The sequence below is a fragment of the Streptomyces sp. NPDC048419 genome (assembly GCF_043200415.1).
GTDB lineage: Bacteria > Actinomycetota > Actinomycetes > Streptomycetales > Streptomycetaceae > Streptomyces.
In genome coordinates this window covers 60,203-83,397 of record NZ_JBICXT010000032.1, presented here as the reverse complement: position 1 = coordinate 83,397, position 23,195 = coordinate 60,203, and the positions used below count along the sequence as shown (strand labels likewise).

Annotated in this window: 22 protein-coding genes and 1 pseudogene; 12 read left to right on the top strand and 11 right to left on the bottom strand. The window is 69.8% G+C overall.

Annotated features, from left to right (window positions below; translation table 11 throughout):
* Positions 1-89 precede the first annotated feature (89 nt).
* The 3 genes from ACGFYN_RS40750 to ACGFYN_RS40740 form a co-directional block, all read right to left on the bottom strand.
* Positions 90-686 (bottom strand): hypothetical protein, encoded by a 597-nt coding sequence (locus ACGFYN_RS40750; protein ID WP_393871051.1) that lies wholly within the window; start codon positions 684-686, stop codon positions 90-92.
* 228 nt (positions 687-914) lie between these two features.
* On the bottom strand, positions 915-1,103 hold the full coding sequence (locus ACGFYN_RS40745; RefSeq protein ID WP_393871050.1) for a hypothetical protein: 189 nt from the start codon (positions 1,101-1,103) through the stop codon (positions 915-917).
* 367 nt (positions 1,104-1,470) lie between these two features.
* Positions 1,471-2,445, bottom strand: coding sequence for an endonuclease/exonuclease/phosphatase family protein (locus ACGFYN_RS40740; protein WP_393871049.1), 975 nt, complete (start codon positions 2,443-2,445; stop codon positions 1,471-1,473).
* Positions 2,446-2,705: 260 nt separating this feature from the next.
* Here ACGFYN_RS40740 and ACGFYN_RS40735 point away from each other — a divergent pair, with 260 nt between their 5' ends.
* Positions 2,706-3,344 carry a hypothetical protein gene (locus tag ACGFYN_RS40735; RefSeq protein ID WP_393871048.1) on the top strand — a complete coding sequence of 213 codons (639 nt, stop codon included), beginning with the start codon at positions 2,706-2,708 and terminating at the stop codon, positions 3,342-3,344.
* Positions 3,345-3,367: 23 nt separating this feature from the next.
* Here the strand turns inward: ACGFYN_RS40735 and ACGFYN_RS40730 are convergent, their stop codons facing one another.
* The 6 genes from ACGFYN_RS40730 to ACGFYN_RS40705 all read right to left on the bottom strand — a co-directional run bounded on the left by ACGFYN_RS40730 (position 3,368) and on the right by ACGFYN_RS40705 (position 9,200).
* Positions 3,368-3,991, bottom strand: a complete 624-nt coding sequence (locus ACGFYN_RS40730; RefSeq protein ID WP_393871047.1) for a calcium-binding protein — start codon at positions 3,989-3,991, stop codon at positions 3,368-3,370.
* Between the two features lie 556 nt (positions 3,992-4,547).
* Positions 4,548-5,249 (bottom strand): hypothetical protein, encoded by a 702-nt coding sequence (locus ACGFYN_RS40725; protein WP_393871046.1) that lies wholly within the window; start codon positions 5,247-5,249, stop codon positions 4,548-4,550.
* Between the two features lie 68 nt (positions 5,250-5,317).
* Positions 5,318-6,952: a serine/threonine-protein kinase gene (locus ACGFYN_RS40720; protein WP_393871045.1), complete on the bottom strand. Its 1,635-nt coding sequence runs from the start codon at positions 6,950-6,952 to the stop codon at positions 5,318-5,320.
* A gap of 216 nt (positions 6,953-7,168) precedes the next feature.
* A complete protein-coding gene (locus ACGFYN_RS40715; RefSeq protein WP_393871044.1) occupies positions 7,169-7,594 on the bottom strand; it encodes a copper-binding protein in 426 nt (141 codons plus the stop codon).
* Between the two features lie 227 nt (positions 7,595-7,821).
* The gene (locus ACGFYN_RS40710; protein WP_393871043.1) at positions 7,822-8,265 is read right to left on the bottom strand and encodes a hypothetical protein; all 444 of its coding nucleotides are present in this window, start codon (positions 8,263-8,265) and stop codon (positions 7,822-7,824) included.
* Between the two features lie 221 nt (positions 8,266-8,486).
* A complete protein-coding gene (locus ACGFYN_RS40705) occupies positions 8,487-9,200 on the bottom strand; it encodes a TetR/AcrR family transcriptional regulator (protein WP_393871042.1) in 714 nt (237 codons plus the stop codon).
* Between the two features lie 106 nt (positions 9,201-9,306).
* On the opposite strand from ACGFYN_RS40705, the gene ACGFYN_RS40700 reads away from it, so the two are divergent.
* From ACGFYN_RS40700 to ACGFYN_RS40670, 7 genes and pseudogenes are all read left to right on the top strand, one after another.
* A complete protein-coding gene (locus ACGFYN_RS40700) occupies positions 9,307-10,452 on the top strand; it encodes an FAD-dependent oxidoreductase (protein WP_393871041.1) in 1,146 nt (381 codons plus the stop codon).
* Between the two features lie 399 nt (positions 10,453-10,851).
* On the top strand, positions 10,852-11,436 hold the full coding sequence (locus tag ACGFYN_RS40695) for a dihydrofolate reductase family protein (protein ID WP_393871040.1): 585 nt from the start codon (positions 10,852-10,854) through the stop codon (positions 11,434-11,436).
* Complete coding sequence (locus ACGFYN_RS40690; protein ID WP_393871039.1) at positions 11,433-11,846, top strand: VOC family protein; 414 nt, start codon at positions 11,433-11,435, stop codon at positions 11,844-11,846. Before ACGFYN_RS40695 ends, ACGFYN_RS40690 begins: the two co-directional genes overlap by 4 nt.
* Before the next feature lie 177 nt (positions 11,847-12,023).
* Positions 12,024-14,138: an NAD-dependent DNA ligase LigA gene (gene ligA / locus ACGFYN_RS40685; protein WP_393871038.1), complete on the top strand. Its 2,115-nt coding sequence runs from the start codon at positions 12,024-12,026 to the stop codon at positions 14,136-14,138.
* A gap of 603 nt (positions 14,139-14,741) precedes the next feature.
* Positions 14,742-16,334, top strand: coding sequence for a ricin-type beta-trefoil lectin domain protein (locus ACGFYN_RS40680; RefSeq protein ID WP_393871037.1), 1,593 nt, complete (start codon positions 14,742-14,744; stop codon positions 16,332-16,334).
* A gap of 388 nt (positions 16,335-16,722) precedes the next feature.
* Positions 16,723-17,046, top strand: a pseudogene (locus tag ACGFYN_RS40675) (cytochrome P450); the annotation flags it as partial.
* Between the two features lie 213 nt (positions 17,047-17,259).
* Positions 17,260-18,102: a hypothetical protein gene (locus ACGFYN_RS40670; RefSeq protein WP_393871036.1), complete on the top strand. Its 843-nt coding sequence runs from the start codon at positions 17,260-17,262 to the stop codon at positions 18,100-18,102.
* Between the two features lie 192 nt (positions 18,103-18,294).
* Here ACGFYN_RS40670 and ACGFYN_RS40665 read toward each other — a convergent pair whose 3' ends face one another.
* Positions 18,295-19,047 (bottom strand): helix-turn-helix transcriptional regulator, encoded by a 753-nt coding sequence (locus tag ACGFYN_RS40665; RefSeq protein WP_393871035.1) that lies wholly within the window; start codon positions 19,045-19,047, stop codon positions 18,295-18,297.
* Between the two features lie 121 nt (positions 19,048-19,168).
* Here ACGFYN_RS40665 and ACGFYN_RS40660 point away from each other — a divergent pair, with 121 nt between their 5' ends.
* The 3 genes from ACGFYN_RS40660 to folE all read left to right on the top strand — a co-directional run bounded on the left by ACGFYN_RS40660 (position 19,169) and on the right by folE (position 20,910).
* Positions 19,169-19,717, top strand: a complete 549-nt coding sequence (locus ACGFYN_RS40660) for a DUF2231 domain-containing protein (protein WP_393871034.1) — start codon at positions 19,169-19,171, stop codon at positions 19,715-19,717.
* Between the two features lie 73 nt (positions 19,718-19,790).
* Positions 19,791-20,246, top strand: a complete 456-nt coding sequence (locus tag ACGFYN_RS40655) for a hypothetical protein (RefSeq protein ID WP_393871033.1) — start codon at positions 19,791-19,793, stop codon at positions 20,244-20,246.
* Between the two features lies 1 nt (position 20,247).
* The gene (gene folE / locus ACGFYN_RS40650; RefSeq protein ID WP_393871032.1) at positions 20,248-20,910 is read left to right on the top strand and encodes a GTP cyclohydrolase I FolE; all 663 of its coding nucleotides are present in this window, start codon (positions 20,248-20,250) and stop codon (positions 20,908-20,910) included.
* Here the strand turns inward: folE and ACGFYN_RS40645 are convergent.
* Positions 20,794-21,834, bottom strand: coding sequence for an alpha/beta hydrolase (locus ACGFYN_RS40645; protein ID WP_393871031.1), 1,041 nt, complete (start codon positions 21,832-21,834; stop codon positions 20,794-20,796). The two genes, folE and ACGFYN_RS40645, sit on opposite strands and share 117 nt — an antisense overlap.
* Before the next feature lie 252 nt (positions 21,835-22,086).
* Between ACGFYN_RS40645 and ACGFYN_RS40640 the strand changes: the two genes are divergently transcribed.
* Entirely contained in the window at positions 22,087-23,157 is a 1,071-nt protein-coding gene (locus ACGFYN_RS40640) for an Lrp/AsnC family transcriptional regulator (protein WP_393871030.1), read from the top strand.
* Positions 23,158-23,195: the final 38 nt, after the last annotated feature.

Below are 23,195 nucleotides of genomic sequence, written 5' to 3'. Positions count from 1 at the left end.
ACGGTTCCAGCTTCGGGCCCCGACGGGGAACTGACGCACCAGCAGCAGAAGTCACACACCTACTAACGATCAACTACTGGCGCAGGACACTAGCCGAGCGAGACCGATCCGGACCCGGCCGTGACGACGGCCTGTTTGAGGAACGCGCTCGACGGGGTGCAGTGGGTCCTGGCGTCGACCTCGGCGATCGTCATGGTCAGCCGGAAGGTGCCGGTGAGGCCGCGGTACGAGCCCGTGCCCGAGCCCCGAACCACCGGGGCCGGGCCGGCGGCCACCACATTGCCGGAGCACGTCGTACGGTTCGGCGGGAAGCTGGCGAAGGCCGTGACGAGCTGCTTGTCGATGTCCGCGACGTGGATGCGGAACGAGCCCCGGGTGAGTCGCACTTGCAGGTCGCCGCGATGGTCCGAATCGACGGCTCCGCCGGGGGTGACGCTCTCCGCTGACCCGTAGTCCCCGATCGCGCCGGTCAGGATCACCGAGGACGTAGGCCCGTCGTCGTGGCTGTACGCGACGAGGTTCACCGTGCGGCTCCCGGCCCCGGACGACGAGGCCACCGGGGCGGACCCGGACCGGCCAGGGGTGCCGGACGACCCGCACCCGGCGAGTACGACGGCCCCCACGACCGCTGCCGTGACGCCCGCGGTACTCGCCCTCGTCACGCCCCTGATACGCCTGCCGTTCATCCCCGGCCTCCCCGCACGCGGCCCGGCCCTGTCACCCGACCCCGTGCGCCAGTCTGACCGACCGCGTCCGCCGGTTCCTCGGGGAAGTCCCTGACGGCGCCCCTGATTTCGCGCCCACCTCTCTCAGGGTCATCGGCCGGCGACGGCGCCCGAAGATTGTCCATACCTGCCCTGGGGATCGACAGTGACAGGGGCCTTGTCTCCGGGGAGAGTTGGCCCGCGTCGGTGTCATCGAGCAGCCGGTGGCCCGAGGTGGTCCGTTACGACGGCCGCGTTTCCCGCGCCCACGCCCATTCCGCCCTCGGTCGGGTGCAGGGACGCGACGAAGCAGAACGCCCCCGTGGTCAGCGCGACGCACACGGCCGCCGGGACTTCAACCTTCCCGAAGTCCTTGTTCAGCCAATCCATCCCGGGCATCAGGAGGAGTCCCGCCAACCCGAGCAGACGGGCCACGGCCGGACCCGAATACCCCAGTCCCGTACCGGTATCACAACCCGCATCCTGACAGCGCCCCGGCGTATCCCCCGCTCCGCCCGAGACGGCACGGTCGCACTACGAGGCCACGAATCGGCAGGGCGTGGTCTCGGCGAGGTGCCAGAGGTTTCCTGATGTGAAAGGGCAGGAGAAGTAGAGGCGACGGCGTGGCTCCGCACATGCCAGGCAGGCGGTCAAGTACCCCTGGTGTGCAGGGCGTTAGTTGAGTCCGGCGGATCATCGCGGAACCCGGGACTGGCCATGGTGGTTGGGAGCAGGCTCCCGCTGCCACCCGCAGCGAATCGTGAGGTCACCAGGGCAGATCGACGACAACAGGCCTGTGGTCCGACACCGGCATCCGCGGCGCACCCGAGCTGACCGGGGTGCACCGGCACGTCCCGGTCGCGAGCACGTGGTCGAATTGCACGACAGGACGATGCGAGGGATACGTCGCGACGCGGGCCAGGTCCCGCCAGCCATCCAGCCTCGACGGCCGGGCGGACTGCTCGACAACTCCGCCATGCAGGCACGAGCACAACCCGGCGCACAGCGCCGATCCTCGTCTGCTTGGCCGCCCTCGCCGCGTTCGACCGGTCACTGGGGCGACGAACTCGGCCGCACTGAGCACGACCCTGGGGATCAGGCCGATCAGGTTGAAGTCACCCAGCAGGACGTGGGGCCGGGGCAGGTCGGAGATCCAGTCGCGGACGGCGAGCAGCTGCCGGATGTTCCACCCAGGGACGAACGAGAGGTGCACCGCCACCACCGTCAACACCCCCTGCTCCCCCGCCATTACCGCGGCAAGCGCAGCGCGCGGCTGGTCGCGGACCAGGGTGAGTCCGGGCCTCCCGGCCACCCGTAGCGGCAGGCCGAAGGGGGCCGGGGCGAACCGCCTGGCCCTCCATTCCCGAACGGGCAGTCTGGACAGCAACGCGATGCCGTACGAGGGCACATCACCCTGCGTCGCCGCGTCCTGCGGGCCGTACACCCGCAGCCCCGCCTCGGCCGGGTCGAGAGTCCACCCATAGCCCGGCATCGCCCGGCCATGGACCGCCGACGCATACCGCCATTCCCGTGCCTGAGCTGCTTCGGCTGCGAGACGTGCCTGGTCCACGTGACCCGACCGCTCCTGGAGACGGTCGACCTCCTGCAGCGCCAGGACGTCGGCGTCCAATGAGGCGACGGCTTCAGCCAGCGGGAGCCCTGCACCCCCGGACGTGGCGGAAGCAGGCCGGCCGTCCTGAAGTGTCCGGCCGTGCAGCACGTTGAAGGTCGCCACCCGCATCAGTGAATGGTAGTCGCGTACGGCCGCCGGGTCCGCCGCCAGGCGGCCCGTATCCGCCGCAGCCGCCCCCGGCGGGCTGGGGCCCTCATGTGCCGCACCCTTACGGCGGGCCACTGCCGCCCGGTATGCCGCCCGCCCCGGGACCGACACGACGCCAGAGGATGCTGCGCTGCGTCCGCAATCCGCTGTACGCCGCCCAACGCGTTTTCCGTCCCTCACGCCCGGGCCGTGTCGAAGACGCCACCGTCCGCCGACTGCAGATGTGGCGGACCATCCTCGGCATCGCCGCCTGGCTTTGGCTCACCATCACCTACGGCCTGATCTCCGACTCCCCGGACGTCGGAGCGGCCCTCTCGGACCGGTTCGACCAGGCCTGGATCAGCGTCCTGGTGCTCATCTGCACATTCCCCGTGGTGGTCGGCGTGTTCGTGGCCACCGCCCACTCCGACCTCAGGCGCCAGTACGTGCGCCGCGCCCTGCGTTCCCTCGGGTCGATCGGCGCCCTGATGGCTGCCATGGCCACCTTTCCGCTGGCCATGGCACCGGATCCGGTCACCAAGGGATTCAGGGACTTCATCGGCGTGCCCGGCAAAATCGTCCTCGGGCTGCTGTGCCTGTGGTCGCTCGGATTTGCCCTCTACGGCATCGGCCTGGCGCTCGTCCATGTCCTGCGCACCGCCGACATCCACGAACTGGTGCCGCCCAGCCTCGCCATCGTCCTTTCCTGGGAGCTGGCCCTCCTCGATGTGATCACAGGCGCCTATTCCGGGGTCCCCCTGCTCGCCAGAGTGGTCTTCATGATGGGCGCCCCCGTCACCGTGACCGCCCTGTCCTTCTGGGAGATGCGCCGGCTGCGCCAACGGCACGGCCTGAGCCTGCGTCAGGCGCTACGCCCGTAAGGGTTTCGCGCCTTCTTGCTGGTTCAGGGGCGGACGTCCACGTAGTCGCCGGCGGCTTTGGCGGGCCCGGTGGTGGTGGTGCCGGCGAAGTTCCAACGCCAGTAGCCGTCCTTCACTGCCTTGACGGTGGTGCGCAGGGTTCCGGTACTGCTGGTGTTCACCTTCGCCACCGTGGTGTAGGTGCGGCTGCCCTTGGGGCGGAACTGCAGGTTCACGGTCCGGCCCGCGTATCCCGCATACCGGTAGGTGTCCCAGTTGGCCCGCACCAGCTTGCCGGTCACGGTGATACGAGCACCCTTGGCCACCGGTTCCGGTGACGCGTTGACCGTGAGCCGCGCGGCACGCTTGAGGCCGAACGACCCCACGCCGGGGGCGAAGACGGAATCTTCGTCGTTGGTGTCGACCAGGGCGTCCACCGACCAGGTGCCCGCGTTGGCGTTGGCCAGGTCCACCGGATCGTCGCTGCCCGCGGCAAGGTGAGCGTTCACGGTGAAGGTCGTCGTGCAGGCCGTCGAGGTCGCGCAGAAGCCGTCGGTGGTGTAAAAACCGCCGTGCGGCCCCTTCAGATCCACGTCGACGAAAGACAGGCCGGAGTCATCCGATCCGGCGACCGTCACCGGGAACACCACGTTCTGCGTGATCCCCACGATGACGTCATGCCCGGAATTTACGAGGGCACTGCTGACCACCGGCTCACTGCGCCCGGTGTCGGACGCGGCATCGGCTGAAGCTCCAACTCCCACCAGCAGCACAGCGACGGTCCCTACCACGGCGCCGCGCCTTGTTGCGCTCCCGACGCGCTTGCTCAGTGGGGCTCTTGCCGCGGGGACGCGCGAGGAGGTCTCGCGCCCGCCGGCTTGTCTGTCGCCCGTCGGTGCGGCGAAACGGCTCATGAATCCTCCACGGGAAAGACGCGTCGTGCTCCCAACCACGCGACGAACGAAGGTAGTTGGCGGCAAGCACGGCAGAGCGGTGTTCGTCACCACCTACGACCACCGAAGCGGCCCGATCGTTGCCCTGCATCGAGGCACCACACCACCACCGCATCACCGATGCCGCCCAACGACTGCCAGAGGAGCTGGCCTCCTCGCCCAAGTCACCATCGAGGGGCGGGCGTTGTGATGCCTCGCGCTCCCGCCTGGGCGAGCCATCGCCCGCAGTTCGTTTTGTCCGACGCGACACTCCTGAGCGGCCCCGCCGCGGTCAGCGACAGTCGTACGTGAAGTGGGTGGTGGCCGTCCGATGGGTGGGGGTGAGGATGCGCAGTTCGGCCTGTGCCGTGCGGTGGCCCTCTCCCCGGTAGGTCCACCGCAGGTGAAGACGTGCCTGTTCATGTCCCCGGACCATCACTTCGTGCAGGACGCCGGAGGCGGTGCCGTCGCTTCGGACCCAGCGATAAGAGAGGGTGCCCGGACGGCCGTTCGTGGTGACGATTCCGACGATGTCCGCGGTGCCGCCGCATCCCAGAACCGTCGGCCGGGCCGTGACTGCGACCGTGCTGACCACCACGGATTGCCCGGAACCTTGCCAGGCGAGGAGTGCGAGGACGGCAAGCACCACCAGCGCCGGCAAGGCGTGTTTGCGCAGCCTCCGCCTCGGGGGTGTGGGAGGCGAGGGCATGCTGGGGAGTGTCCGGAGGGTGCGGTGCGCGACGGCGGCGGTCACGCCCGGGCCGAAGCGCAGCACGGTGCCTTCGACGCGGTCAGGACGCGTCGGGGGGATCTGTGTCGGGGGCTGTTCGACGAGGGTGTCGTCCGGTTCGGGCCGCTGGATCCAGTGGCTGGCCAGCACGGTGGCGCTGTACTCGCTGTCCGAGACGGCGGGTTCGACGTCCGGGGCATGGCCGTCCGTAGTGAGGTTGAGGTGCTGGGTGGGGCCGTGCGCGTCAGCGGGTGCGAGTGCCAAGGTCGGCCCTCCCTCCTCCACGGGCGGAGGCGTGGGCGTGGGTGTTGGCGTGGCATCGTTCTCAGCGGTCATCGGATCTCACACTGCCTGGTCAGGATCTGCTGCGAGGAGGTGCCGGTGGCGGCCGCCGGCGTGGTCGTGGCCTGAACCGCCCAGTAGCAGCCGTCGTTCTGGAAGGGGTGGTCGACGGTGATCGTGTAGTGGGTGGCTCCGCTGCGCTGGAAGGTCTGGGCCGTGCCGTCCGGGGAGCCGAGCTGAATGCCGATGTTGCTCGTGAACCACGAGACGGTGAGGGAGAGCGGCCCGGTCCCGTCCGTGGTGATGTCGACCGTTGCCGTGGCGGTCGTGGGGCCCGTCTGCTGGAACGCCGACACGGCGACGTTCTTGACGGCGGGAGCGGCGGGACCCGCAGGCGAGGTGGCGGGGGCGGTCGTCGGAGTCGCGGCCGTGGTCGCTTCGCCGGGCGTCGTCCCCTGGACGGGAGACGCGGTGGCAGACGTCCCTGGATCACCGGTATCGGTGGTCGCCGAACCCGAGGGCGAAGAAGCGGGTGACGGCGACAGTCCACCTGCCGTGGTGGGTGCCGTTGGCCGCGCGGTGGACGACGCCGACTGGGCGCCGGATTGGGCACTGGTGGTGGCCAGGGCCTGCGCCGCCTGCTCCGCAGCAGCTCCCGAGGCGTGATGGATTCCGTAGGTGAGAAGGATTCCCAGCAGCACCGCGGCAGCTGAGACGAGCATCCCGGGTCGGCCGGGCAGCCACGACCGAGCCCACCCGTTGCGCGGCTGCGGGCTCAGGATCGTCCGTGCGGTGTCCGTGGTGGTCCGGGGAGCGCGGGCCGAAGGCAACAGCAGCGCCAGCAGAGCCACCAGGGCGGCGAGGCGGGCGCGGCCGCGTACTTCCCACTCGGGCCCGTAGGCGGCGCCGGCAACCGCCTCCAGTTCCCTCACGAAGTCCTCGGCCTGGGCCGGCCGTTCGCCCGGTTCCTTGGCCAGACCGCGGCGGACGAGCTCACGTACCGCTGCGGGGACCTCGTCGACGGGGACCGGGGCATCGACGTGCTGCAGGGCGAGTTCGGCGATGTTGTCGCCCGAGTACGGCTTGTGGCCCGTCAGGCATTCGAAGAAGGTGGCCGTGGCCGCGTACACGTCCGCAGCGGAAGAGGCGGGGGCTCCGGTCCATTGCTCGGGGGCCATGTAGGACGGGGTTCCGGCCACGCCGGCGCTGGTTCCGGCGTCCACCGCGATCCCGAAGTCGACGAGCTTGGACGTTCCGTCCGTCCCCACCAGGACGTTCTCCGGCTTGTAGTCGCGGTGGACGACACCGATGCCGTGCGCGTCGGCCAGACCCAGCAGTGATCCCTTGAGAACGACGAGCGCGGCCTCGGGTTCGAGGGGGCCCTGCCGGGTCAGCAGCGCCCGCAACGAGACACCGTCCACCAGTTCCATCACGATGGCGGCGCCGAGCGGGCTCTCCACGTACTCGTACAAGTCGGCCACGTACGTGCTCTGCAGTCCGCCGAGCAGGCGCGCCTCCGCCCGGAAGTCGTGCACGAAGCCCGGCCGCATGCGCAGGGACTCGCTGAGGTACTTCACCGCGACCGGAACGCCGCTCTCGCCGTGCACGGCCAATACGACACGCCCGCTCGCCCCCGACCCGAGTTCAAGCGACTCGGTGTATCCGGGTACTACCCACGTGCTCACAACGTCCCCCCGGGCGGCGTGCCGCTGTACATGACCGGCTCCGAAGCGGCCGGACCATGCGTGGAGACACAATTTCAGCCACAAGCGGTTGCGGCACAGCCCCCTTCTCATTTCACTTCTGAACGGCACGTCTCGGCCGTCACACGTTGGGCGGACGCTTCGATGGCCCTGCGAGCTCCGTCGGTCGTGGCGCTGGGAGCGAAGATCAGTGCTGCCTCAGTGGACCTGGATGTTCTGGTTCATCCCGAGCTGTTTGTGACCGGTGATCGGGCAGTACAAGTCGTACTTGCCCTTCTTCAGTGTCACCGTAAGCGTTGCCTCCTGGCCGCCCTGGAGGTTCTTGGTCTTGGCGTTCTCCACGCCGGGTCCGTCGATCGACAGGGCATGTGTGATCTTGCCGGCGTTGTCGGTGACGAAGGTGTACGTGCCTGGCGTGAAGGACGACCGGGACAGTTTCAGCGCGTACTCGGTCTCAGTGACCGTCACCCGGGTCCCCGAGCCGGCCTTGCTCGCGCCGGAGCTCGCCGAGCCCTTCGCCTGACCGCCGCCCCCGCTGGAGCAGGCGGCCAGGACGAGAGCGGCGGCGAAGGCTGCCGCAGTCGTACGGAGTGCTGTGTGGGTCGTGTGTGCCGAGATTGCCATATGGCCCATCCCTTTCGGAGCCCGACCGCGGACGCCAGGCTTGTCCGCGCCTGACATGAGAGGCCCTCTATGGGAGGTACGAACGGGCTTGCCCCACTGTTCAGTGAGCGTTGGACGGCTCCGGGATCGGCTCGACCCGGTGGTGCCGCCAACACAGCACGGAGTCTGTGCTGCGGGGGCTGCTCGCGTGGCCAAGCCGGAGTTCGGTCCCACCGGCAGGCATCGGGTCAGGTGCAGAGGCCGTTGTCGGAGTCGTAGTAGATGTCGAATGAGCCGCTCCAGGTCAGGCACTGGCCGTCGTCGGGTGCGTCCTTGTAGACCGGGCCCGCGTAGCTGGTGTACGAGCCGGAGTCCCTGGCCTCGCCGCTGCTGTAGGGCCAGGTGTCCAGCGTGACCTCCAGGAAGACACGGGCTCCGGGGCTGGTGCGGACGGTGACCGCGCAGACCTTGCCGGCGGTGCTGTTGTAGGTCACGAAGGTGGTGGCGGGGATGGTGGTCTGGGAGCTCGAGTGGATCGGCGTCGCCCGTATGACGTCGTAGCCCTTGCCGCAGGCGCCGTTGTAGGCGGTGGGCGTGGCGGCCGAGGCCGGGGTGGTCGCGGCGAGCGTGCCGCCCAGAGCGAGGACGGCGAGGGCGCCCGCGGTGGCTGCCTTGCGGCGGATCGGCTTCATGGTGTTCCCCCTGTTGATGTCTTGGTCAATGCGCTGCGAACGGGCGGTCGTTGCCGTCCACGCATGGTGAGACCAGGGAGTCCCCACGACAGTTGTGGGCTGTTGTGTCGCTGTTCTGTCACCAGTGTCACGAGGGCCGTGAGTAACTGTGAAGGAGCCCCTTGTTGTTCGCATGCGGGAGGGTGGACGGTTTCGTTTGGCTCCTCGCGCAAGGGGCTCAGTCATAGGGGCGGCGCAGGCCGAGGCGCCGTGATGCCGGTGAGGATCAGATCGACGCCGGCGAGGAACTGGTCGCGGTCGTCGTGGTCGCGGACTTGGGCCGCGACGGCGCGGGTGAACGGGTAGGCGTCGGGGTCGAGTTCCTCCCAGGTCCTCGACACGGCGTCGAGGTACTCACCGCGGTCGGCGTCGGGGCCGAGCGTGCGGCCGCGGGCGACGTTCGCGGCGTTCTGGCCGGCGGCACCGAGGACGTAGTGCACCAGCGCGGAGGTCGCGGTGAACCAGCTGCTCTCTGGCACGCTCAGCGCCTGGACCTGGCGGCCGATGCCCTCGAAGATGCGCGGTGTCACCGACTGCGGGGGGTTGCGGGCGAACTGGCCGGCGAGCTGTGTGGCGAGCCACGGGTGTGCCTCGATCGCATCGAAGAGGCCGAGTGCGACCGCACGGATCTCTTCCCGTGGCGCCTTCGCCGGTGTGGCGTGGATGGGGGGCAGAGCGTTGGCGACGACGGCTTCGGTGGCGGCGGCGAGCAGTTCGCTCTTGTTCGCGACGTGCCAGTAGATCGCTCCGGGGCCGGTGGCCAGGCGCTCGGTCAACGCCCGGAACGTCAGCCCGCCCTCCCCGGCCGTGTCGAGCAGCTCGACGGCGGATTCGATGATGCGCTCGCGGGTGAGCGCGTCCGTGCGCCGCGGTGACCGGCGTGCTCGCGTTGTCATGCGGCCAGTCTGGCACGTCTGGAGTGTCGTTCCACTTTGACAAGTCTGGAGCGTCGTTCCACCATGGTGGCGACCGAATGGAACGACGTACCAAAGGGGAGCCGTCATGAGCGACAGGAACACCAACACCAACGTCACCCCCCACGTCACGATCATCGGCGCCGGACTCGGCGGCCTCACACTCGCCCGCGTCCTGCACGTCCACGGCATTTCGTCCACGGTCTACGAGGCGGAGGCCTCCGCGACGGCGCGCGCGCAGGGCGGGATGCTCGACATCCACGAGGACACCGGGCAGCCGGCGCTGCGGGAGGCCGGGCTGATCGAGGAGTTCCGCGGCCTCATCCTGGAGGGCCGCGAGGCGACCCGGGTCCTCGCTCCGGACGGCACCGTCCTGTTCGACGATGACAGCGAACGCGGCCGCCCGGAGGTGCAGCGCGGCGAACTGCGGCGGATTCTGCTCGACTCGCTCCCTGCCGGCACCGTCCGCTGGGGGCACAAGGTCACCGGCGCCCGTTCCCTCGGCGCCGGCCGCCACGAGGTGGCCTTCGCAGACGGCAGCACTGTTACGACCAGCCTTCTGGTCGGCGCGGACGGCGCCTGGTCCCGGGCCCGGCCGCTGCTCTCCGACGCCGCACCCGAGTACCTGGGCAGGTCGTACGCCGAGACCTACCTGTTCGACGCCGACGCCCGGCACCCTGACGCCGCGAAGGCGGTCGGCGCCGGATCGCTGTTCGCGCTCGCACCGGGCAAGGGAATACAGGCCCACCGCGAGAGCGGCGCCACCCTGCACACCTACGTGGCCCTCACCGAGTCGCAGGAGTGGTTCGCCGCCATCGACTTCTCCGACCCCGCCGCGGCGGCCGCGCGGATCGCGGCGGAGTTCGACGGCTGGGCGCCGGAGCTGACCGCGCTGATCACCGACGGCGAGACCGCACCGGTCCTGCGCACGCTCAACGCCCTGCCTGTCGACCACCGTTGGGACCGGGTGGCCGGGGTGACCCTCCTCGGCGACGCCGCCCATCTCGCGGCGCCGAACGGTGAGGGCGCCAACCTGGCCATGTACGACGGCGCGGAACTCGGCAGGGCGATCGCCGCGCACCCCGGTGACACCGAGGCCGCGCTCGCCGGGTTCGAGCAGGCCATGTTCCCGCGCAGCGCCGCGGCCGCCGCCGACGGCGACGACCTCCACGCGCTCATGTTCGGCGACGACGCCCCTCAGGGCCTGCTCGACCTGTTCACCGCGAACCGGTAGGCCGCCGGCTCACGGAGCGTGGTCCGAGGCCGTCGCGGGCTGCGCGCGCAGGATGTCGCCGGCCCGGGCCGGCGACACCTTCCAGAAATCCGGACCACGAATGATGTTCCACCCATGTGGCGGAGGCCGCCGGGCCAGGGGCCATGGCCGCGAACACAGCCCGGAGGGCATGCCGACGCGGCCGCCTCGGCGAGCGCCCTGAGGCACTCGCGGGATGATCGATCCCGTCCCTTCGGAATGGCCCTACTCCCGCGGCCGACAGGGCCGGCGCGTCGGGCCGATGACTTTGCCGGTTGTCTGAAGTCTTCCTTGTGACAAGCCTGCCCCGTCGGCGGATCAAGAAGCGGCGGATCAGGAAGCGGCGGATCACGGTGTCATGGAGAAGAGATGGAGGCCAGAATGAGCAATCCGATTCGGCTGTACATGTCGATGTCGCTCGACGGCTATATCGCCGGCCCGGACGATCAGCCAGGCCAGGAGCTCGGACGCGACGGTGGACGGCTCTTCAACTGGCTCGACGACAGGGAATCCGACGGACCCAGCGGCCAGATCTACCGCGAGGCGCTGGCGACCGGCGCACTGATCTCCGGCCGGCGGACCTTCGAACTCGCCCAGCGCTGGCAGGGCGACCATCACGACGGTGTGCCGATCTTCGTCCTCACCCACCAGGTGGATGAGGGGGACGTGCCGCTCGGCCACGCACGGTTCGTCACCGACGTCGAGGACTGTGCCCGTCAGGCTCGCGCGGCGGCCGGGGACCGGCCGGTCATGGTCCACGGGGCGGGCGCGGCCCAAGCACTTCTCCGAGCCGGGCAGCTGGACGAGATGGAGATCCACCTGGTTCCGGTCCTCCTCGGGGACGGCCGACGACTCTTCGACCACCTGGGTAGCGATCACATCGAACTCGACCTCGTCCGACGGCTCGAGGATCGAGACGTCACGCATCTCCGCTACCGCGTGCATCGGCCCGAGGAGGCCGCGTGAAGACGCTCTTCGTCTCCTACCGCGTCACCGACCTGGACCGCTCGCTCGGCTTCTACACCGCCTTGGGCTACGCCGAACTGGGCAGGGTCGAGGCGGGCGCCGGGGCTCGCCTCGTGATCCTCAAGTTCCCCGACGAACCCGCGGCCTCCCTCGAACTGGTGCACCGCCCCGGCGACGGGCGCGTTGACGTGGGCAGCGGTTTCGACCACCTCGCGATCCAGGTGGACAGACTCGCCACCACCCTGGAGACGCTCACCGAAGCCGGCCTGGAGCCTGAACCTGTCCAGTACCCGGGTGGCCCCGACGGCCCGAAGACGTCGTGGCTCACCGACCCGGACGGATACCGGATCGAGTTGGTGGAGTGGTCCTCCGGACATCCCGACAACATCACCGCGGCAGACTTCTCCTGAGACGGCCACCTCTCCTGCCGCCGCGGCGTTCCGCAGGTGCTCGATGACGAGTGGCGTGAATCGACCACTCCGTGAGGCGTCGCCCACACGGGAAAATCGAGCCCACGCGGTGACTGCTGATCGGACGCCGATGGTGCGGAAGGGGCATTGTCAGTGGTGGCAGGCAGGATGGCAGGCATGACGACACCAGTTGCGCAGATCCTGGATGCCGCCGCCTACGCGCAGGCGGTCGAGGACGCGGTCAAGGCCGCGGCCGCCTACTACGCGGGCGGCTCCTCCCCGCTGGACGACGATGCCTACGACCAGATGGTGCGGGGCATCGCCGCGTGGGAGGCCGCTCATCCCGGCCAGGTGCTGCCCGACTCGCCGACCGGGAAGGTCGCCGGCGGTGCCGTGGTGGGCGATGTGCCGCACACGGTGGCGATGCTGAGCCTGGACAACGTGTTCTCGCCGGAGGAACTCACGGCCTGGACGGCCTCGCTGACCCGCCGGATCGGTCACGAGGCGGAACGCTTCAGTGTCGAGCCGAAGCTCGACGGTCTCGCGATCGCGGCTCGCTACGTTCAGGGCCGGCTGACCCGGCTGATCACCCGCGGCGACGGTATCGCCGGGGAGGACGTCTCGCACGCGATCGGCACCCTCGAGGGCCTGCCGATGCAGCTGTCCGAACCGGTCACCGTCGAGGTGCGCGGCGAAGTCCTCATGACGAGCGCCCAGTTCGAGCACGCCAACGAGGTGCGCACCCAGCACGGCGGGGCGCCGTTCGCCAACCCGCGCGGCGCGTCCGCCGGCACCCTGCGCGCCAAGGAACGCGCCTACACGGTGCCGATGACGTTCTTCGGTTACGGCCTGCTGCCGCTGGCCGACACCGACCCCACCCTCGCCGGACGGCTGGGCGAGCTCGCACACAGCGAACTCATGGCCCTGGCCGCACAGTTGGGGGTGCACACCACTGCCGGCACCGCGGTCCCCGGGGTCGTCGCCGCGAGCGCGGAGGACGTGTTGGCACGGGTGCGGGAGATCTCCGCGCTGCGCGCCGAGTTGCCGTTCGGCATCGACGGCATCGTCATCAAGGCCGACCTGGCCGCCGACCAGCAGGCCGCCGGATCCGGTAGCCGGGCACCGCGCTGGGCGATCGCCTACAAGCTTCCCGCCGTGGAGAAGATCACCCGCCTGGTGGGGGTGGAGTGGAACGTGGGCCGCACCGGCATCATCGCCCCGCGCGGTGTACTCGAACCGGTGGAGATCGACGGCGCCACCATCACCTACGCCACGCTCCACAACCCGGCCGACATCACCCGCCGCGACCTACGCCTGGGCGACCACGTCATGGTCCACCGGGCAGGAGACGTCATCCCCCGGATCGAGGCACCGGTCGCACACCTGCGCACCGGCGACGAGCAGCCGATCGTCTTCCCCGAGGTGTGCCCGCGCTGCGGATCGGCGATCGACACCAGCCAGGAACGCTGGCGGTGCGAACAGGGCCGCAACTGCCACCTGGTGGCCTCCCTCTCCTACGCCGCAGGCCGCGACCAGCTCGACATCGAAGGCCTGGGCGCCACCCGCATCGTCCAACTCGTCGACGCGGGCCTGGTCACCGACCTTGCCGATCTGTTCACCCTCACCCGCGACCAACTCCTCGCGCTGGAACGGATGGGCGAAACCAGTACCGACAACCTGTTGGCCGCCATCGCCGCAGCCAAGGACCAGCCGTTGTCACGGGTGCTGTGCGCGCTCGGCGTCCGCGGCACCGGCCGCTCCATGTCCCGCCGCATCGCCCGCCATTTCGCCACCATGGACCACATCCGCGCCGCCGACGCCGACGGACTGCAGCAGGTCGAAGGCATCGGCTCCGAGAAGGCGCCCTCGATCGTCGCGGAACTCGCCGAACTCGCCCCGCTCATCGACAAGCTCGCCGCAGCCGGGGTGAACATGACCGAACCTGGCGCCACTCCTCCCACGCCGACGACCGAAGACACGGAAGGCATTGAAGAGTCCGGCGCCGACGGCGGGGGCGCGGAGAGTGCGGACGCGAACGGCGGGCCGCTGGCCGGCATGACGGTCGTGGTCACCGGTGCGATGACCGGACCGCTGGAAAAGCTCAGCCGCAACCAGATGAACGAGCTCATCGAACGCGCCGGCGGCCGTTCCTCCTCCAGCGTCTCCAAGAAGACAACTTTCGTCGTCGCCGGCGAGGGCGCCGGATCCAAGCGAGCCAAGGCCGAAACACTCGGCATCCGCCTGGTCGCCCCCGACGAATTCGCCGCTCTGGTCGCCGACTTCGTCGACTGAGCCTCCGACGCGGGTGTGCCCCAGCTCACCGCACATGGGGTCGATCGTCCGGCTGAAGCCTCATGGAGCCTTCCGCTGGTGGCGACCGCCCTCCGCCCGCCACCAGCAGAACTGCCGTTGCACCGTGCTCTGCACCCGAAAAGGGGACAGACCTCTGCCATCGCGACACTGCGCCCTTTCCCCTCTTCCTTCCACAAGACCCCGATTAAGGACAACGTCGCCTCGACTTACGTGAGTTCGGCCCGACGCGGTGTATCGCCAGGCGGGGTGCCCTCCGCGGAGGATCTGGGGCCGTGGTGCCGGGCCACCACCACGGGTGCATGCGCGAGCTGCACGGTTGCGTTCGTACTGGCCAGTCGCCTGAAGGCCGGCGCGGGACGCGGGGTGCGGGAGAGGGGCCGGATATCGATGGGCCCTGAACCGCATCGCGCGATCTTCCGTCTCCCCTGACCGACGGGCCGGCAACCGCTCGTGGGACGGTCCGTACACCCTCCGCTCGGCAGCGGATCGGGGGCGTATCCGGTCTCTCGCGATTACGATCACGCCGGTGGATCACCGCCGTGATCGCCGTCCTTGGCGCAGTGGCCGCCCAACTTCCGCCTGATGCGGATCAACAGGACCCGCCCCTTCAATCAGCCCAACACGGTCACGTTCACGCGCTGGCGGACCAGGGACCTCGACCGCTACGTGTACTTCCTCCAGACCGACCCCCGAAGGATCACCGGAACCGACGAGGACACCTGGGCCGGCGGCCGGACGAACCTGGCGACGGTCAGCGACACCCAGGCCAACCAGGTCGAAGTGTTGGACAACCCGTCCTACGACCCGAACCCGAACGCCCCCAACAACCGCTACCGGGCACGTCCGTTGCTCGGTCTGCGGTTCGGGAACACCTGGTACTGGAACACGCACGCCCGCGGCGAGGACGTGGTCGGGCGAAACGGCCGCCCCGGGCTGCTCGACCAGGTCCGCAACTTCGCCGCGCGGAGCGACCAGCGAGGCCGGAACTGGGTTCTGGTCGGCGACTTCAACTTGAACATCCTCAACCGCACCGACGCCCAGGCCCGCAACCAGTCGCTGCACCTGCGCGCCGACGAGAGCCTGCTGCGCACCGGCCGGCCGACGTACATCAACGGCGACGAGCCGAGCGAGCTGGACTACGCGGTCACCCACGGCCTGCCGGGCGGCTTCACCGCGACCCGTCCCCGCGGTGCCGGATCCGACCACGCGGAGGTGCACTTCGACCGGACCCCACCACCGACCCAGACGCCCGGCCCGGCAATCGCCTTCTCCACTCAATTGGCCACAGTCACCGGCAGCGTGATGCGGCTGAACCCGACCGGCTCGATCGGGATCGGCCCAGCCCGCAACTACAACCGCCAGACCTTGACCATGTTCAACACCGGCGCGGGCACCCACACACTCCGGTTCGCCGTAGGTGGCGCCTGCCCTTCCATCGCACCGAACGTCCGCCGGGACGACGCGTCCGACTCCCGGATCGTCGCCGGTTCCTGTGACGATCCACGAGCGCAGTGGACGTTCAGCGACCCGCGGCCCGATCCGCAGTGGAACCAGGACAACGGGGGCCCGCAGCTGTGGCGGAACGTGGCCTTCCCCGAACTGTGCCTGACGCCGTCCAACATGCAGGTGACCGCGTCGCCGTGCACCGACGACATCGCCCAGCGCTGGTGGGACAACCCGGTCGCCCTGCCCAAGGACTGGCCGACTGCCTCCGACAACGTACGCCTGGAGTCCGCCTTCATGGGCGGCCGCCTGCGACGGAACGGATCGGTGCCCGGGACCGGCGTCTCCACCCGACCTCGTCCGCCCAATTCGTCGTGGATCTACTGGCTGTTCTACGAGCGCAAGGACTTCGGCTGGAACGTCCAGCGCATCAGCACGGACGACAACCTGGTGCGCTTCCAGAGCCTTGACGGCGACAACCGGTGCCTGGGCGTCCGCGACGAGCACGCCAACTCGCAGACCGACGCCATGCTGCGGACGTGCGACGACGCGCGCGGCGTCGACGCGACCGGCCAGCGCTGGCTGACCGAGACCTACGCGGACGGAACCATTCGGTACCGCAACGAAGCCAACCACCTCTGTCTGTTGGCCCCCGACGCCGACCACGGCAACGTCAGCCTCGCGCCCTGCAACGACAACCTCGCCGAGCGCTGGAGCGCGGTCAACCCCTGATCCCGTGAACCCCACTGGGCCGCCCGGGCCGACGTACAGCCGGCCCGGGTGGCCTTGCCGCGCCTCGCGTCCTCAGACTGAGGCTGGTCAGAGGGTGGCACGCAGGAGGACGAGGGAGCCGTTGTAGGTCGGGCGGCTGCGCAGGTGGCCGAAGGCTTCGTCCCAGGCGCCGGAACCGAGGGCGCGGCGCAGGGAGATGTCGATGCCTGACGGGCGTGGTCGTCGATGAAGCTCCAGGCCGAACAGGCTTGGCGGGCCGCGGGGTTGAGGAGCATCTCCGGGCGGCCGTAGTACGCCTCGTTGAAACCGTCGGTGCCGTCCAGAGGAATGGCGACGGGCTGGATCGTGACGGTGCCGCCGACGCCTGGGCCAGCCGGTCAAGGGAGGGGGCGCCACCGTCACCTGCCTCCTCGGCGCCGCCAACCGGGACGAGCGCCGGTACCGCTCCCCCGACCGGTTCGACATCTTCCGTGACGATCGCACCACGACATCGGCGTTCTCGGTTGCCGCCGACCACCTGGCCTTCGCACTGGGCCGGCACTTCTGCGTCGGCGCGCTCCTTGCCAAGGCGGAGGTCGAGATCGGAATGAACCAGTTGCTCGACGCCATGCCCGACCTCCGTCTCGCCGACGGTTTCGACCCGGTGGAACAGGGCGTGTTCACCCGCGGCCCGCAGTCGCTGCCGGTGCGCTTCACTCCGGTGGCCGGATAGGCCCAACCGGCAGGCCGCACCCAATGCTTTCTACCTGCCGGCACCTCCGGACATGGTCAAGAGCTGGAGGAGGGTGCGGTTGCCGGCCCCGCTCGACGGCGCCGCCCTCGCAGCACCCCTCGGCGGTAGCACGTAGCTATCCCTGCACTGCTGCACTGCCGCACTGATGCACCGCGCGCTGCGAGGACCCCGACACAGCTCTACGCTCGGTCTGTGAGGCAGCCCGAGCAGCGCGCCGACGGCGCCGGACCGTTCACCACCCGGCTGGCCTGGCACCTCCCCGACGGTGGCAGCGCAGTCTGGGAATCCCGCCTGGCCCGGCGGCAAGGTGTACTCCTCGTCCATCCACCGGGAACCGCCGCCAGCCGGCAGACCAACGCCGACGACGTCGCGACCGCCCGGCTGCGCAGGCTCAACGCCATTGCCTCCACCGCCTTCATCATCGGTGGGGCACTCTTCATGGCCGGTGCCGCCGTCGGCCAGTTCGGCACCGGTGACGCCACCACCTGCGCCTCGATCTACTTCGCAGGCGGGTTGTTCTTCACCACCGGCGGCTACGCCTCACTGCTCCAGGTCATCAACGCACCCCGGCACATCCCCGGCGGCGAGGCCCGCCTGGTCACCCACTCCTGGCGCTGGTGGAGCTACGAGCCGACGCGACTCGACTGGCTGAGCACGTTCGTGCTGTTCACCGGCACCCTGGTCTTCGGCGTCAACCTCGTCGACTCCTTCCTGCAGGGCCTGTCCGTCCGGCAGGTCAACCGGCTGATCTGGACCCCGGACGTCGTCGGCTGCATCCTCTTCCTCATCTCCGGCCACCTCGCGCTCGCCGAGGTCTGCCACGGCCGGCCCTGCTTGCACCGACGCAGCCTCGGCTGGTGGATCGTCGCCATCAACCAACTCGGCTCCGTCCTCTTCATGGTCTCCGCACTCGCCGCCTACACCCGCCACACCACAGAAAGCCTCATCAACACCAACATCGCCAACTGGGGCACGCTCACCGGCGCCCTGTGCTTCTCGATCGGCGGCCTCCTGCAGCTCTACGAACACCCCTGATACGCGAGGACGCGGCGATGACCGGGCGACTGCCCTACGCCGACGCAGCCCATCCCTGAGCACAGTGCCGATCGGTGAACCGTAGGCGCAGGGCTCGACCTGCGGGGAGCTGCACGCTGGGCCGGCGCACCATGCGTGCAGCCGGGGGGTGGCTGGGACCCGCGCGGCCGGCTGGCAGGGCCTGGCGTGGCATCAGCTGTCCTGCGCCACCTCGCCGCCATGATCGCCGCCGCTCGGGCCCAGCCGCACGCAGCATTCTCCGGGTTCGGGTGCGAGGACGGCCTGGATGCCGTTGACGCCGAGGCCGTCCAGGTAGCCGCTGAGGAAAGCGCGGTTCATTCCGCATACGAGGTCGGGGGCTTTCGCGGCCAGGGGGTGGAAGGGGCAGTTGCGCAGTCGCAGCTGGGTGGATGTCTCCCGGACGGGTTCGTAGCCGTACTGGTCCAGCAGTTGCTCGCAGGCAGTCAGTCCCCGCTCGGGGCCGAGGCGGCCCGGGCGGGTCTCCTGCCGTACGGCCTCGCCCAACTGCCGGCCACGCTGCTGCGCGGTCCGCACGGCCGCCTGCGGGGCGTTCTCGTCGGCGCCCTCGGTCAGGACGGCGTCCAGGAGCAGGTCCGCGAGGAGTTCGTGGCGCCGGTCGGGGATGCTGACGCTGATCTGGGCGTCGGTGGGCTCGTACACCTTGGGCTGTCTGCCGACCTTGCGGATACCTCCGGGGTTTTCGTAGCGCGCGCGGAGCAGCCCGGCGTCGACGAGCTTGTCGAGGTGGAAGGCGGCGAGCTTGCGGGAGATGCCGACGCTGGCGGCGGCCTCGTCCCGGGTGACGGCGCGGCGGGCGCGGCGGATGAAGGTGAACATGCGCCGGCGTGAGTCCTCGCTCAGGACGCTGACGGAGTCGATGGCGCTGTCGGCCGCGTCGGCCTGCGCGCTCGGATCGGAAGCCACATGACCACGGTAACTCCCATCGACGTAGGCACAAGCGTTCTTCACTCGTTGTGGGCTGCACATCTTGACGCCCTCCAGTAATAAGACCAAGATTTGTTGGTGAAACTACGAGGAGGTTGCGATGGCCAGTGAGTCACAGCTTCAGGCGAAGCGCCCGCTCAGCGCGTCGCTCGCCGGCCCGTACGGCCACCCGTTCCACCCGATCCTGGTGACCGTGCCCATCGGGGCCTGGGTGACCAGCCTGGTGTTCGACATCGCATCGCGCGTCGTGCACCGTCCGGGCTTTTTGACCCAGGCCTCGGAGTGGCTCATCGCGATCGGAGTGATCGGCGCGCTGCTGGCGGCCATGGTCGGGTTCCTCGACCTCTTCGCCATCCCGGCCGGCACCCCGGCCTTTCGCACCGCGCTGGTGCACATGACGTTGAATCTGCTGGTGACCGCCGCCTACGTCGTGAACTTCCTGTGGCGCCACGGCGATTACACCGGCGGCGCAAGCGTCGGTATCGGACGGCTCGTGCTGTCCGCGATCAGCATCGCCGTCCTCGCGGTCTCGGGATTCCTCGGCGGCAAGCTCGCCTACCGCTACGGCGTACGTGTCGCCGACGAGAACACCCAGGCCGAGGGCTACACGCCCGACCGCAGCCAGAGCGACACCCGCTCGGCCGTCTGACCCGGCCCCATACCCACCCATGGCGGCCGGTGTCCTCCGGCTGCCTCCGCCACCGTCCCCCTGGGAGTTCCCCATGGACATCGCCGCACTGATCACCTGGGTGATCACCGCTCTCGGCGGTTTCTACATGCTCGGCACCTGGATCCAACGCGGCGGAATCCGCCAGCAGCAGACCGGCACCAGCCGCCTGCCCGCACCCGTCGTCTTCGGCCACTTCGCCCTGGCCGCGATCGGACTGGTGGTGTGGATCGTCTATGTCGTGAGTGACAAGAGCGCACTGGCCTGGACCGCGTTCGGCCTGCTGCTGCCCGTCGCGCTGCTCGGCTTCGTCATGCTGGCCCGCTGGATCCCGGTCTACCGCGAACACGCAACGGTCGGCGCGGCAACGGCCGCCGCGGGCCCGGGGGCCGAGGGCACCGTCCCCGCCGAACGGCACTTCCCGGTGCCGGTCGTGCTGGCCCACGGTCTGCTCGCCGTGGCCACCCTCCTCCTCGTACTGCTCACCGCTCTGGGCATCGGTGGCAGCTGACATGAGCGAGCACCGGGGCCACCACACCAGCGTCCGAATAGACCGCCTCGCCGAGCACGAACCGGCGGCACCCAGGCGGCCCGCCCTGCGGGTCGTCCACGAGCCCGACGGGATCGACCTGGCCGCCGCGGAAGCCGCGGCCGGCCAGTTCCTCACCGCGCTCGGCATCTCCACCGCCTCGGAGAGCCTGCGCGGCACACCGGGGCGGATGGCCCGTGCCTACGCGGAACTCTTCACCCCGCGCCCCTTCGACCTGACCACCTTCCCCAACGACGAAGGTTACGACGAACTCGTCCTGGCGCGCCGCATACCGGTCCGAAGCGTCTGCGAGCACCATCTGCTGCCGTTCGTCGGCACCGCCCACGTCGGCTATCTGCCCGGAACCCGGATCCTGGGCCTGTCCAAGCTGGCGCGCATCGTGGAGCATTTCGCCTGCCGTCCCCAGGTCCAGGAACGCCTGACCAAACAGGTCGCCGACTGGCTGCAGACCCATCTGGAACCCAAGGGCGTCGGCGTGGTGATCGAGGCGGAACACTGCTGCATGACCCTACGGGGCGTTCAGGCCACCGGATCCAGCACCATGACGTCCACCCTCCTCGGACTGCTGCGCTCCGACGCCCGCTCCCGCAGCGAATTCCTCTCCCTCACCGGCGCGGTCGGCTGACCACCCCTCCACCCCAGAGGGCGCGGGATTCAGATGCCTCTCCAGGAAGGAGATCTCCGCCTCGACGGCCTCTTCGTGCGATTCGAGGAACGGGGCGTAGTGGCGGCCCGTCAGTTGAACCACTTCGGAGCGGGGTGCGTTCCGAGCGGCCCTGATGCCGGGTTCGGTGAGCACGCTCTGGTCCTGGTCGCAGACGACGACCAGCAGGGGGCATCGGATCCGGGAGGCGTGGCGGACGGGCCGGTATCCGCCGATCTTCAGGACGATGCGTGCGGCGACCGTCTGATCCCAGTTCGTGTGACGGCGGTCGGGATCGAGCGCCCGGTCGCCGTCCATGGCGTCGGCCGTGGTGAGCGAGGCGACCGCGCCGCGCGGTCCGGCGGCCGGGACCAGCAGCGGTGGGCGTCCGACCAGGCCCCCGAGTGCGTCCGCGATGGCCCGGCCGAACAGACGTAGCATCGCAACGGGTGTCATGGAGCGCAGCGCGTGGGGGGCGACGGCGCGGCCGTCGACCAGCGGGGTTTGTGCGATCGCGGAGGCCAGCTGCGGGTGGTCGGCCGCGACTCGGAAGACGTGGCCGCCCGCGAGCGAGAAGCCCCAGACCGAGATCTTTTCCGGGTCGACGTCGGGCAGGCCCGCCGCGCACTCGATCGCGGCGTGCCAGTCGGCGAGCTGCTCGTCGAAGTCGACGATCTGGCGCGGGGTGCCCCCGCTCTCGCCGAACCGCCGGTGGTCGAACGCCAGGACTGCGAAGCCGGCGTCGTTGAACCGCGCGGCGAACTGGTCGGAGGCCGGCTCCTTGGTCACCGAGGTGCCGCCGGCCATGATCACGCAGCCGCCGTTGGTGCCCGGATAGTGCCAGGCGGCACACGATGTGTCACCGCTGGCGAACCGTACTTTCTCTCGTTGCTTGTAGGCGGGCACATGGACCTCCGTGGTGAACCGTCGTTGTCGGGGTGCTCCGGCGAGCGCCGGCGGTCAGCCGGTCAGCCGGTCAGCCGGTCAGGGCGGGGAACCAGATGTACGGGTCGAAGGTCATCGGTTGCTCCTTCCGTGCCTCGGGCCGGCCGACGCCGACATGCGTCGGGGGCGGGGCGGGGTGGATGTCCTCCATGCTCGGCGTGCAGTCCCCGAAATGGGCTCCCTACGGCGACGGAATGAGCGAAACTTGTCTCCATGGCGCATGCATCGGCGGATTCCGTACTGAGTGTCATGGATCAGCGGCTGGTGGCCGCGCTGCAGTGCGACGGCCGCCTCACTGCGGAACGGGCGGCCCACGTGCTGGGGCTCAACCCCGCCACGGTGCGGCGCCGCCTGCACGCGCTCGGCGCCGACGGCACCGTGCGCGTGGTCGTCTCACCGGTCGCGCGGCCCCGCAACGGAGGTTCGGCCGGGGCGCTGTTCCTGCGCATCCGGGTCCTGCGGGGAAAGCTCGACACGATCGTGGCCGCCCTGGCGGCGCGTGAAGACATCCCGTTCATCGACGTGACCACCTCGGGTGACGAGATCTTCGCGGTGGCCCGTACCGAGCCGGGTTCACGCGACCCGCTGGTCTTCCGCCAACTGCCGTCCACCCAGGCGGTGACGTCCCTGGAGAGTGCCACGATCCTGCATGTCTTCCGGCTGACTTCCGAGTGGCGTCACCAGGTGCTGACCGCGTCCGAACGCGCGGCGCTCAGTCCTGGCGAGCCTGTCGTCGCGGCGCCGGCTTCCGGCTCTTCGGGCCTGTACGGCGTCGACACCGATGGTCTGGAGCAGTCCCTCATCGACGCGCTCACCCCTGACGCGCGTGTGACCGCGGCTGCCCTGGCGGCCCACACCGGGCACCCGGAGAGCACGGTGCGCCGCCGCCTTGCCCAACTGACCGCCCAGGGCCGTCTGATCACCCAGGTCCTGGTCGATCCGCGCCGCCTCGGGCTGTCCATCGAGGCCAAGCTTCTGTTGCACGTGGCACCCGACCATCTGGCCGCCGCCGGGCAGGCGCTGGCCGAACACCCGTCGGTGCACGGCGCGTTCGCGACGTCGGGGCCCTCGAATCTGCATGCGGCCGCGTATTTCCGGGACTTGGCGGCCCTGTACGGGTTCCTCTCGTGCGACCTGGTCGGCCTGGGTATCACCCACGTCGAGACGGCGGTCGTCAGCCGGGCGGTCAAACGCACTCCCCCGCCGGTGGTGACGGCGGCCACCGCGAGGAGTCAGGGGCGCTCGACGCGGAGCATGGTGCGAGAAGACCGCCGCCTCGTGTGAGACGGCGGTCACTTGGTCCTCGTTGCCGCTCGGGCCAA

Bases quoted from the DNA above. Each gene is read 5' to 3' on its own strand.
- ACGFYN_RS40660 (WP_393871034.1), top strand. From the start codon at position 19,169: ATGGCCAGTGAGTCACAGCTTCAGGCGAAGCGCCCGCTCAGCGCGTCG.
- ACGFYN_RS40715 (WP_393871044.1), bottom strand. From the start codon at position 7,594: ATGGCAATCTCGGCACACACGACCCACACAGCACTCCGTACGACTGCG.
- folE (WP_393871032.1), top strand. From the start codon at position 20,248: ATGAGCGAGCACCGGGGCCACCACACCAGCGTCCGAATAGACCGCCTC.
- ACGFYN_RS40705 (WP_393871042.1), bottom strand. From the start codon at position 9,200: ATGACAACGCGAGCACGCCGGTCACCGCGGCGCACGGACGCGCTCACC.
- ACGFYN_RS40655 (WP_393871033.1), top strand. From the start codon at position 19,791: ATGGACATCGCCGCACTGATCACCTGGGTGATCACCGCTCTCGGCGGT.
- ACGFYN_RS40680 (WP_393871037.1), top strand. From the start codon at position 14,742: ATGCGGATCAACAGGACCCGCCCCTTCAATCAGCCCAACACGGTCACG.
- ACGFYN_RS40640 (WP_393871030.1), top strand. From the start codon at position 22,087: ATGGCGCATGCATCGGCGGATTCCGTACTGAGTGTCATGGATCAGCGG.
- ACGFYN_RS40710 (WP_393871043.1), bottom strand. From the start codon at position 8,265: ATGAAGCCGATCCGCCGCAAGGCAGCCACCGCGGGCGCCCTCGCCGTC.
- ligA (WP_393871038.1), top strand. From the start codon at position 12,024: ATGACGACACCAGTTGCGCAGATCCTGGATGCCGCCGCCTACGCGCAG.
- ACGFYN_RS40750 (WP_393871051.1), bottom strand. From the start codon at position 686: ATGAACGGCAGGCGTATCAGGGGCGTGACGAGGGCGAGTACCGCGGGC.
- ACGFYN_RS40700 (WP_393871041.1), top strand. From the start codon at position 9,307: ATGAGCGACAGGAACACCAACACCAACGTCACCCCCCACGTCACGATC.
- ACGFYN_RS40745 (WP_393871050.1), bottom strand. From the start codon at position 1,103: ATGCCCGGGATGGATTGGCTGAACAAGGACTTCGGGAAGGTTGAAGTC.
- ACGFYN_RS40740 (WP_393871049.1), bottom strand. From the start codon at position 2,445: ATGCGGGTGGCGACCTTCAACGTGCTGCACGGCCGGACACTTCAGGAC.
- ACGFYN_RS40735 (WP_393871048.1), top strand. From the start codon at position 2,706: ATGTGGCGGACCATCCTCGGCATCGCCGCCTGGCTTTGGCTCACCATC.
- ACGFYN_RS40695 (WP_393871040.1), top strand. From the start codon at position 10,852: ATGAGCAATCCGATTCGGCTGTACATGTCGATGTCGCTCGACGGCTAT.